This window comes from Streptomyces sp. NPDC030165, from assembly GCF_055573595.1.
This window is the reverse complement of the sequence record NZ_JBVIBD010000057.1, coordinates 1-8,932: the sequence shown is the minus strand read 5'-3', so window position 1 is coordinate 8,932 and position 8,932 is coordinate 1. Positions and strand designations below refer to the sequence as shown.

Annotated in this window: 16 protein-coding genes; 8 read left to right on the top strand and 8 right to left on the bottom strand. The window is 67.8% G+C overall.

The window, feature by feature from the left end:
* Positions 1 to 66: 66 nt before the first annotated feature.
* On the bottom strand, positions 67 to 258 hold the full coding sequence (locus tag ACZ4Z1_RS41890; RefSeq protein ID WP_468491972.1) for a hypothetical protein: 192 nt from the start codon (positions 256 to 258) through the stop codon (positions 67 to 69).
* Between the two features lie 86 nt (positions 259 to 344).
* On the opposite strand from ACZ4Z1_RS41890, the gene ACZ4Z1_RS41885 reads away from it, so the two are divergent.
* Complete coding sequence (locus ACZ4Z1_RS41885) at positions 345 to 677, top strand: DUF6247 family protein (RefSeq protein ID WP_468491971.1); 333 nt, start codon at positions 345 to 347, stop codon at positions 675 to 677.
* Complete coding sequence (locus tag ACZ4Z1_RS41880; RefSeq protein ID WP_361877770.1) at positions 674 to 943, top strand: hypothetical protein; 270 nt, start codon at positions 674 to 676, stop codon at positions 941 to 943. The genes ACZ4Z1_RS41885 and ACZ4Z1_RS41880 overlap by 4 nt, the downstream gene beginning before the upstream one ends.
* 44 nt (positions 944 to 987) lie before the next feature.
* Here ACZ4Z1_RS41880 and ACZ4Z1_RS41875 read toward each other — a convergent pair whose 3' ends face one another.
* On the bottom strand, positions 988 to 1,245 hold the full coding sequence (locus ACZ4Z1_RS41875) for a helix-turn-helix domain-containing protein (RefSeq protein ID WP_468491970.1): 258 nt from the start codon (positions 1,243 to 1,245) through the stop codon (positions 988 to 990).
* A gap of 78 nt (positions 1,246 to 1,323) precedes the next feature.
* Positions 1,324 to 1,863 (bottom strand): hypothetical protein, encoded by a 540-nt coding sequence (locus tag ACZ4Z1_RS41870; RefSeq protein WP_468491969.1) that lies wholly within the window; start codon positions 1,861 to 1,863, stop codon positions 1,324 to 1,326.
* A gap of 86 nt (positions 1,864 to 1,949) precedes the next feature.
* Between ACZ4Z1_RS41870 and ACZ4Z1_RS41865 the strand changes: the two genes are divergently transcribed.
* Positions 1,950 to 2,237 (top strand): hypothetical protein, encoded by a 288-nt coding sequence (locus ACZ4Z1_RS41865; RefSeq protein WP_468491968.1) that lies wholly within the window; start codon positions 1,950 to 1,952, stop codon positions 2,235 to 2,237.
* 191 nt (positions 2,238 to 2,428) lie between these two features.
* On the opposite strand, the gene ACZ4Z1_RS41860 is transcribed toward ACZ4Z1_RS41865, so the two are convergent.
* The gene (locus tag ACZ4Z1_RS41860) at positions 2,429 to 2,863 is read right to left on the bottom strand and encodes a DUF6907 domain-containing protein (protein WP_468491967.1); all 435 of its coding nucleotides are present in this window, start codon (positions 2,861 to 2,863) and stop codon (positions 2,429 to 2,431) included.
* Between the two features lie 492 nt (positions 2,864 to 3,355).
* Between ACZ4Z1_RS41860 and ACZ4Z1_RS41855 the strand changes: the two genes are divergently transcribed.
* Together ACZ4Z1_RS41855 and ACZ4Z1_RS41850 are read left to right on the top strand one after the other, a co-directional pair.
* Entirely contained in the window at positions 3,356 to 3,562 is a 207-nt protein-coding gene (locus ACZ4Z1_RS41855; RefSeq protein WP_468491966.1) for a hypothetical protein, read from the top strand.
* A complete protein-coding gene (locus ACZ4Z1_RS41850; RefSeq protein WP_468491965.1) occupies positions 3,555 to 3,794 on the top strand; it encodes a type II toxin-antitoxin system RelE family toxin in 240 nt (79 codons plus the stop codon). The genes ACZ4Z1_RS41855 and ACZ4Z1_RS41850 overlap by 8 nt, the downstream gene beginning before the upstream one ends.
* Before the next feature lie 1,269 nt (positions 3,795 to 5,063).
* On the opposite strand, the gene ACZ4Z1_RS41845 is transcribed toward ACZ4Z1_RS41850, so the two are convergent.
* From ACZ4Z1_RS41845 to ACZ4Z1_RS41830, 4 genes are all read right to left on the bottom strand, one after another.
* Entirely contained in the window at positions 5,064 to 5,660 is a 597-nt protein-coding gene (locus ACZ4Z1_RS41845) for a GntR family transcriptional regulator (protein ID WP_468491964.1), read from the bottom strand.
* Positions 5,635 to 6,042, bottom strand: a complete 408-nt coding sequence (locus ACZ4Z1_RS41840) for an NUDIX hydrolase (protein WP_468491963.1) — start codon at positions 6,040 to 6,042, stop codon at positions 5,635 to 5,637. Before ACZ4Z1_RS41840 ends, ACZ4Z1_RS41845 begins: the two co-directional genes overlap by 26 nt.
* Positions 6,039 to 7,538, bottom strand: a complete 1,500-nt coding sequence (locus ACZ4Z1_RS41835) for a peptide deformylase (protein ID WP_468491962.1) — start codon at positions 7,536 to 7,538, stop codon at positions 6,039 to 6,041. The genes ACZ4Z1_RS41840 and ACZ4Z1_RS41835 overlap by 4 nt, the downstream gene beginning before the upstream one ends.
* A 145-nt stretch (positions 7,539 to 7,683) precedes the next feature.
* A complete protein-coding gene (locus ACZ4Z1_RS41830) occupies positions 7,684 to 7,944 on the bottom strand; it encodes a hypothetical protein (RefSeq protein WP_468491961.1) in 261 nt (86 codons plus the stop codon).
* A gap of 184 nt (positions 7,945 to 8,128) precedes the next feature.
* Here ACZ4Z1_RS41830 and ACZ4Z1_RS41825 point away from each other — a divergent pair, with 184 nt between their 5' ends.
* The 3 genes from ACZ4Z1_RS41825 to ACZ4Z1_RS41815 all read left to right on the top strand — a co-directional run.
* Positions 8,129 to 8,584, top strand: coding sequence for a DUF6907 domain-containing protein (locus ACZ4Z1_RS41825; RefSeq protein ID WP_468491960.1), 456 nt, complete (start codon positions 8,129 to 8,131; stop codon positions 8,582 to 8,584).
* Positions 8,581 to 8,754 carry a hypothetical protein gene (locus ACZ4Z1_RS41820; protein WP_468491959.1) on the top strand — a complete coding sequence of 58 codons (174 nt, stop codon included), beginning with the start codon at positions 8,581 to 8,583 and terminating at the stop codon, positions 8,752 to 8,754. Before ACZ4Z1_RS41825 ends, ACZ4Z1_RS41820 begins: the two co-directional genes overlap by 4 nt.
* Positions 8,751 to 8,932, top strand: a 182-nt coding sequence (locus ACZ4Z1_RS41815) for an HIT family protein (protein WP_468491958.1), incomplete at its 3' end; no start/stop codon positions are given. The genes ACZ4Z1_RS41820 and ACZ4Z1_RS41815, both read left to right, overlap by 4 nt.

Genomic DNA, 8,932 nt, shown 5'->3' with positions numbered 1-8,932 from the left:
GCGAACTTCCCGCTGCCGAAGTGACCGCCTCGCGCCCCTCCGCCCCGCCGGGCAGAGGGGCGCCCCTTACCCCGCCGCGAGCCGCCGCGCCACGTTCGCCGACCACCTGCGGGCCAGCCGCGCCGCCTCGCCCTTGCCCCGCCCGTAATGCGCCAGCAGCGCCACCGCGGCCCGCGCCTCACCCGCCGTCACCAGCGGCAGGCGCGGGTCCTCGGTGTCCAGGAGGGCGTGCAGGGCGTCCAGGTCGTCATCCGTCACGGGAGGAGTAACGGGGCGGGGCCTGGGGAGTTACGAGGCTGCCCGCTTCCCGTTTACCTGGTACGTACGCAACAGGTATCGCTAATGTGGTGTCCTATCCAGACCTGGAGGACGGCATGAGCGCGCAGCCCGTCGAGCCGCACGGCGAACCCCTCCCGCCGCCCGGAGCGGCAGCGTCCATCCGCGCCGAGATCCTGCAGGCCCCCGAACGGGAGCGCTGGGAGCCGGCCTTTGAGCGCGACTGGCGCCACGCCCTCGAAGACGCCCGCGAAACCGGCAGCCTCACCCCCGCCCACCGCGTCATCCGCACCTGGCAGGCCCGCCTCGCCACCGCGCCCGCCGTCCGCGTCTTCAAAGCCTCCGGCTGCGACGACAGCGACGGCGTCCCCAGCGAACAGATCCTCGGCCCACGCCCGTGAACGACCCATGGCCACACCTCCTGGCCCACAAGGTCCAGACGTGCATCGACAGCCTCGCCCCCGAAGTGCGTGAGCACGTCCGGGAGACCGTCCGCGACATCCTGGACATCGCCGGGCGCAACCCGTGGGGCTGGCCGCAGTGGGACGACACCGACCCCGAAGGCGAAGACATCCGGTGCGCCAGCGTCGGCAAAGTCGTCCTCGTCTACTCGATCAACCGCGCGAGACGCCACCTCTACGGCTTCAAACTCACCTACCTGCCCTGACGTGACGAAGCCCCCGCCCGGATCGGGCGGGGGCTCATTGCTGCTCAGCCCCGGGTCTTCTTGCGTGCCGCCAATGGCTTGAGATCCGCCAGCGGGTGCCCGACATAGGACGACGGCGTCGGCGGGCCGGCCGTGGGCTCGTGGTGATGCATGGCGTCGATGCGGTCGAGGTCGTCGTCCGTGAACGTCACGACCTTGCCCTTTCGGCTGTGCGGGAGATCGTTGATGTGGCGGCGCAGCCACCGCTCCTCGACGCGGAGCACTTCCGCGGCTTCGGGGTACGTGTAGCGGCGAGCTGTCATGTTGGAAGAACGAGCCAGCGGATCGCACGGTCACGGGTGCCGCTGCGGCAGTGCACATCGGGCAGCCCCGCCGAGGGGTCAGTCGTCGGCCGCCGCGTCCTCAGCGACCCACGTCTTCACGTGGTCCAGGTCGAAGCGTCGGCCGCGGAACGGGGTCGGTTCGACGGGGCACCCCCGCTTGACCCACTGGTTCACGGTCCAGTCCGAGACGCCGTAGAACGCCTCGAGCTGGGCCTGTGTGAGCAGCGGTGTGAGGCCGACACCGGCGAGCAACTGTGTTCGCGCCACCAGGGATTCCGCGCTGCTGGGCTCAGAGCTGGCCTCGTGTGCAGGTGCGGTGCTGGTTTCGTGCTGCACTGTCACGCGCTGCGCCACGGCGGCGATGGCGGCGTAGGCGCGGGCCACATTGGCGAACGCGTTGATCTGTCCCCAGTCGCCGTTCTCGAGCATGTCGTGCGCGGAGTTCGCGCATCCGACGGCCAGGTGCAGTTGCTCCTGCCAGTCGGCCGGGCCCGGCACGCTGAGGGGCGGCTGGCGTTCCTCAGCATCCGCCGCGTCCAGACCTTGTCGGCTGTTCAGGTCCTCCTGCGATGGCTGTGCGGTGTGTTCCTCGTTCACCCTGCCCCCTCCGATGCATGGAGAGCCAGACTAGGTGGCGTCGGGCGTGTGTGCCGGAGTGACGGCAAGGGCTCCACGCTCGGCGCATGTCTCTGAGCGACGATGAACGCAACCTGCTGCTGTTGATCTCCCAGGCCGACGGGCCGGTGGCGATGTCCGACTTCTTCGACCGCGTCAGCTCGTACCCCAGGCCCGACATCCACGCTCCGGATGACGACCCGGTCCGGGTCGCATGGACGAATGGGCAGCTCGCGCTGTACGGGGCGTCGGTGAGCCTGTGGGAGAAGGAACTGGTGCGGGTGGTGCACCCGGCGAACGGGGAACGCCCGGACCTGGTGGAGGTCACCGACGCCGGCCGGGCAGCCCTCACTTGACGGGAAACGACGAACGCCCTGCCATCACTGGGCAGGGGCGTAGTCGCGTTTACACGGGCAAGTGCTGTACGCGGGCGATGATGACCAGCCGCGTCGTGCGCTGTTCCTGGTACCAGACCATCAACGGCCCCTCGCCGATGCCCTACAGGGCCAGGCGGCGACGCCGGTGGCGCCGCCGCGGATCGGGACGGTCAGGCGGCCGAATCGGCCAGCGGAGCCAGGTGGCGGAAGTGCGCAGCGTGTGACGTCAGCTGGTCAGCGAGCGCCAGCAGCGCCTCGCGGTGCAGCGGCGAGACCTCGCCGGAACCGTCGACGTCCACGGCCACGTAGGTGCCTTTGCCGTCCGCGGGCCACAGCGCGAGGTGCGCCACCATCACCGTCTCCGTGCCGCCGCCGAACGCCGGCACCGTCACACCCATCGCGGGGCCGTAGTGGTGCACGTCGTCCAGAAATGCCAGATCCTCGGCGGCGTGATCCGTCACGCACCAGTCCGGGCACTCCACGCGTACCGGGACACCGCGGACGGAAGTGGCGGCCAGCCGGGGGAGGGGGCCGCCGGCGGCGGAGTCGGCCGGGATGTCGCTGCCCACGTGGACGGAGGGCAGCGGGTTGCTCGTAGACTTCATGACGAAGTCCTTTCGTGAGAGTTGGGACTCGTTGATCAGCGGCTGCAACCGCTGGTCTCGGCGGCCGGGGTGTAGACCACCCCGGCCGTTGCGATGGGGTGGCGATGACCGCCGACGGATCGGGACGCTAGTCGACAGGTGAGAACCGGCCGTGCATGTCCGACGAGATCTGGAACCGATCGACCGTTATGCATATGACGCGCATATAGGGCATACGCGTCGGACATGGTGTACACTTGCCTTTTGTGAACAGTGGTGTTTAATTGGCCACCTTCCTCTTGCCTGACCAGCGGTGTTGTGATGCGCAACCACGTCCCGCTGCCGTGAGAGTCGTATCGCGAGCGCCCTCCAGGGTTCGGGATGGGACTCCATCGCGCGGGTGTGACAAGCTCGTTATATGGCGGATACTCGCCCCTGCTGAGGCGCCTTTCGAAGCTCCCCTCAGGGCCTCCTGCGCTACCGTCGAGCCGGTACCAGTGCCAGGAGGACCCCATGGCCCGGATCGTGTTCGACCCCGACGAAGCCGACTCCATGCGGCGTGCCGCACGCGACGCCTTCCCCCAGGACCCGGCCCTCGCCTACGCGCTGCTCCAACTCGCCGACGAAGGCGTCGACCTCGACCACTGCCGCACCTGGGACGACATCCGCGCCGAACGCGGCCTCCCGCCCCACGAAGATACGGCCCACGGCGTTGCCTGAGCGCCGCGCTCTCGTCACCTTCCATGAGACCGCCGAACGCCAGCTCGCCGCCCTCACCGACGACGACCTTGCGCGGCTCGACCCCGTCCTCGATGTCATTGCCGCCGACCCGGCCGTCGGCCGGCCCCTTGCCGACAGCCCCCTGCGCGAATACGAGCAGGGCGGTGTGCGCGTTATCTACTACGCCACCACACTCGGCACGATCATTGTGGTCGCTTACGTCGAGGTTTGACACCGGGAACCTCCTGTCGGGGAAATTCGCTGCGGGGCAGCATTGCATTCTTGTGAGGGCGCTCGCAACTTTCTCTTGGCGGAATGTCATATTCCGCCTGTGGCTCTAGGTGGCCTCCTGAACATCTATTGATGACCTCCTGTACATCAATAGATGCGCAGGAGGTCATCAATAGATGTTCAGTCGCCCATTTCCGCCTCCGGTAGCTCGGCTAAGTGGTTTCCCATAAGGCAAGTTTCGGAAAACCGCGCCGCACAGCTCAGCCCGCAACGCTGCCGGGGGCTTCCTCGGATCCCGGACTCACCCCCAGTGAGTCACGTGACTCACTGCCCTGGGTTGGGCCAGCCCGGCCGAGAGTACCCCGTAAAGTCGCGGTGTTATGACCGAGTCGCTGACGCTGCGACCATCCCTGCCCTCCCCAGTTCAAAGACAATTCCCGACCTTCGTTAAGGCGTGGTCCGGCAGCTTCCGACCAGGGCTACCACCCACTGAATTCAGAGGATGGTGGTCGGCGGTAAAGCCACCCTGCACTTGCCGTCGGCCTGCGGGTCCAAAGACCTTCGAAGTCCTGCGGAGGCTGGCCGCTGGCCGGTAGCTTCGGAACATCACAAACCTCCAGGTAGTCCCAAGCGCTCACCCGGGATAATGAGCGAGTTGGGACCAGAGCCACCCCCGAAAGCTTCGGGGGTGAGCCTTACCCACCTATCAACGTTGGTAGGCGCTCGGCGCTACGTCACAGTGCCTCGTGTGAGGTGCTGCCTCCTCCCGAACCACAGGGCAGTGAGTCACGTGACTCACTGCCCTGTGGAGTCGCTGCCCGCCCGGTCTCCGCTCCCGCCCCGACCATGACCACCCCTTAACGTTGAGGGGTGCTCGACCGCCTCGCCGACACTGCGCCCCCGTCCCGCCGTCGACGCGAAGCGCCACCAGGGGCCACCCCCTAAATTTCGGGAGTGATTTGCCCTAGAAACACCCCTTCCGTGCACATTCTTCCCATTCTCGGCACCGCCTGGCGCCCTCAGGGTTGGATGGAACGGTGGATGGGGATGGCCGCCGCAGACGATCCTTCTCGGCGAGCGACAGCGCGGCCAGGGGGACGGGTGTAAACACCGCGAATTAACACCCTCGGACCCCAACGCGTCAGGTCGCGCCGTTCCGGTACTGCCGCCGGCAGAGATGGCCGGGCTCCGGACACTGCAGTGGCAGCCGAGCACTCTGGACACGACGCGCCCCCGGCCAGGGTTTCCGGCCGGGGGCTCGCTGTTGTGCTCAGGCCGCGTTGCCGCTGCGCGCTTCCGGGGCTGGAGCGGCAACTCGGTTGCGGCGCTGGATCTTCTGCTCGCCTGCGACGAACATGCCGAAGCCGTGCAGGTATTGCAGACAGCCCTCGTACTGCAGCGCCCGAACCGCAAGTGTTGCGGACGATGAGCTAACACCTGTGGCCTGTGCGAGCTGCTTACAGCTCGGAATCTTCGAGCCTGCAGCCCATCGCCCCGCATCGATCTCTGCGCGGATCAGGGTGACCAGAGCCTCGACCTTGCCGCGGCGTGCGCTGAGGCTCGGCCATTGATCAGGGCGGAAGGCGACCAAGGGGTAGTTGTGCGTTCCATTGTGCCGAGGCGTCTCCGCGTGGATCGCAACCTCTTCGGCCTGTGCGGCTTGTCTGAACGACGGAAGCCATTCCAGTTCCTTGCGGACCACCTGGGGCCACCAGCGTTGGAACATCGCGTGTCGTTTCCATCGAGCCTTGGGGTCTCGGGTGACCCCGATATACAGCAGCTCGTCTCGATCGCCGAACAGGCGGTAGAGGGCGGTGGGCTCGGCCGTTCGACCATTCTCCTCAGCCGGTCGTGAGAAGGGCGTCATCAAGGTACTCCTGCACCGGTCCGAACAGTCCGTAGGGCACGTACTCGCTGATCTCGGAGTGCGATACCCAGGCGATGGCGTCGAGTTCCTCGGCGTCCGCCACGTGCGCCTCGCCGGAGACCACCGAGCAGGCGGTGTACGACATCAGCCGGCCCGTTTTCGGGTGGATGCGCTCGCCGATCGGCTTGATGGCCTCGACGGTGAGCCCGGTTTCTTCCAGCGTCTCGCGGACGGCAGCTTGCTCGGCGCTCTCGCCTGCCTCAATGGCGCCCGCGGGGAACTGCCACACGAGGACGCCCTCGGGCACCCGGCGACGGATCAGCAGCACTCGACCGCCATGGACGATGACCGCGGCAGCGACACCAGGCTCGGCGGTGTTCACCGCGCCGGCCCGTACTGCCAACTGCGGCCCGTCCCGCGATACTCGGACACCGGGATCGGCTCGACGCCGGGCCGCATCTTGAAGCGGTACAGCATCCCGTGCAGGTGGTCGACCTCATGGGCAACGAGCCGCGCGTGCCCCCGCTCGAAGATCGTGATTCGCTGCTGGCCGTCGACGTCGGTGTGCTCGACGCTGATGGACAGCGGCCGGGGGACCATGCCGCGAACATCGAAGAAGGAGAGGCACCCTTCGTACTGCTCGTCGAACTGGGGCGATTCCTCGATGATCCTCGGGTTGAGCAGCGTGATCGCCTCACCCTCGGGGGTGCGGACGATCGCAGCGGCCCGGTCGATGCCGATCTGCGGGGCAGCGATGCCCATTCCCTTGCCGAAGTTGTGTACGCCGGCCGCGCGGTCGGCGGCGGAGTGCAGCTCGGCCACGACGCGACGAGCGTCTTCGGCCTCGTCGGGCAGGGAGAACCGGCGCGACGGCGCCGTCAGGATCGGGTCGCCTTCCTGGACGATACCGATTGCGGCCATCCGGGCGCTGGCGGTGTCTTCGGTGGTGGTCAGGGCGGGCTCCTCGGTCGGGCGGGCGCGGAACTTCCATTCCAGGCGGTACCGGGCGTGCAGCGGCGGATCCTCGGTACTCCAGGAGAACACCCGGCGGTCACCTTCGGTTGCGGACCGGATCGGGTTCCTGAAGGGGAACGCAGCAGCCGTCATGGTGGTTTCCGTACCCCACACCACAGGGTCAAGGTCGGTCGGGAAGTCCAGTCGCACACCGAGGCGCTGGGTGGGCAGCCGTACCGCCCGCTGGAACCACGTGCCCCACTTCTCATCCGACACCGTGTAGCTGTACTCCAGCCAAGCCGACTCGCCCGGGTACAGCGGGTACCGACCGTTCTCGTTCTCGAACAGCAGCCACAGCTCTTTGAACGCGTCGCGGTCGTGCTGCACGCGCCAGCCGATCGGCTCTCCGCCGATGCTGGCCGTGAGTCCGATCTCCTCCCAGGTAAGCGGGTTCTCGCGATAGTGCTGATTGGATCGCTCCGGGTTGCCGGGGTAGCGGTCGACGGAGACGCGGATCAGGTAGCGGGCGATCGGGTCGGCGCTGTCGTTGTAGAGCCGACGCCGCTGCGTGGCCCGGTAGACGCGGCCGTCATAGTGCAGCGACGTGTCCTCGTGCTCGACGATCAGATTCGCCGTGTGCGGCTCCCCGCTCCCGCTCGTCTGGCGGTGCACCGCGGGCTCGGGCCGGCCGTGCGCTTCGAGGTCGTGATATGCCCGCCGGATCGCGCCGCCCGCCCGGAGCGCTGTGTCGGCCCCATCCGCGAACGCGAAGCTGGGGCGCTGCTGCCCGCTTTCCACCTTCGACACGTAGGACGGTGCGTATCCGACCGCCTTGGCGAGTGCCGACTGCGACCGGCCCCGCACATCCCGCCAGCGCTTCAGCTCCGCGATGAACGCTTCGGCCGGGCCTTGCTCTGCAGGCATCGGGTCCCCCTGCTGTGCGTATGAGTGACCTGTGAATGATCGACTCTCAGGCTCCCGTCACACCAGCGGTAGGCGATGTTCTGTTCTCGGTTCCGTCGCCAATCCGAGAGGACGTCGTTGTGACGAGATCAGTTACGGGAAAGGCCTACACCGATTTCGGGTGGTTCTCGCTTGGTCTGGCCCGCCCTGAGGGCTTAGCTGGCCGATCGGGAAGTTCGTCAGTCTCGTGCGTCAGCCAGCGCAGGAACGCGTTGATGTGCTTGTTCATGTTGGAGTCGACCGCTTCAACAGCCGTCTTCGCGCGCTCGTACAGCTCTGGGCTCTCGGGGCGGAAGGTGCGGGCTGATTTGAGGTGGACTCCGGCTGGCATGGAGGAATCTTCCCACAGTGGATTGCCACGGTCCATGGATGGCGCTACTTTGAGTGGAGTGCCACTCCGGCCGCTCCACCGGCTGAAGGGGTGGCAGTGCTGCTCCACCAGCACGCCACAAATGAAAACGGCCCCGACTCTGGGACTCCACTCCCAGGCCAGGGCCTAACCACCAGGTTCTCTGAAGGGACCCCTGATGGCTATTCCGCAGTCTACGGGCTTGCCCGTAGCCCCCGCGTCACAGGTGTGGGCCATCGCCGACGCCCCCACCCCGTACACCCTGACTCCGGCCGCTGAGGCGCCTCACCTCGTCGTCACTTCGGTCCGTGGCGTCCCGGTCCGCGTCAGCTGCCCGCAGGAGTGGTGCACGGTCAACCACGCCGCCGAGAACCCGCGCCACCTGGAGGACGTGCGCCACGAGGGCGCCCGGGTGCAGATGGCGATGCCGCTGTACGGCGGCGGCACCGAGACGGTGATGGTGGCCCGGCTTGTCCAGTGGCCGTTCGCCACCGACGAGGACCGGGGCCGCGTGTACCTGGCGGTCGACCCGGACGGCTGCGGTGAGGATGCTGCCCTCTATCGCGAGGCGGCTCTCGCGTTCGCTGACCAGCTGGCTGCGCACGCCGCCGACATCCGGCGCCTCGCGCAGCAGGCGGATGCGGCGGTGACGTCATGACCCCCACCGCCCCGGTCTCCGTCCCACGTCAGCTCCCCGCGGGCAACCCGCGCGCCACGATGATCCTCGATGCCGCGGTGGAGGTCCTCCGCGCGGCGGGCGAGGACGTGCATGTGGTGTACGCCGCGCACGGTGACATGTTCAAGATCGTGCCGAGGGGGGAGTCGTGACCGCCACCACCTGCCCGTTCTGCGACATCGTCGCGGGCCTGGCCCCGGCCACGGTCCTGGCCCGCTGGCCGGACGCCATCGCCATCGTGCCGATCGAACCGGTGACCAAGGGGCACGTCCTGGTGATCCCGCGGGGGCATGTGGACGGCCCGGCCGAAGACCCCATGGTGACCGGCGC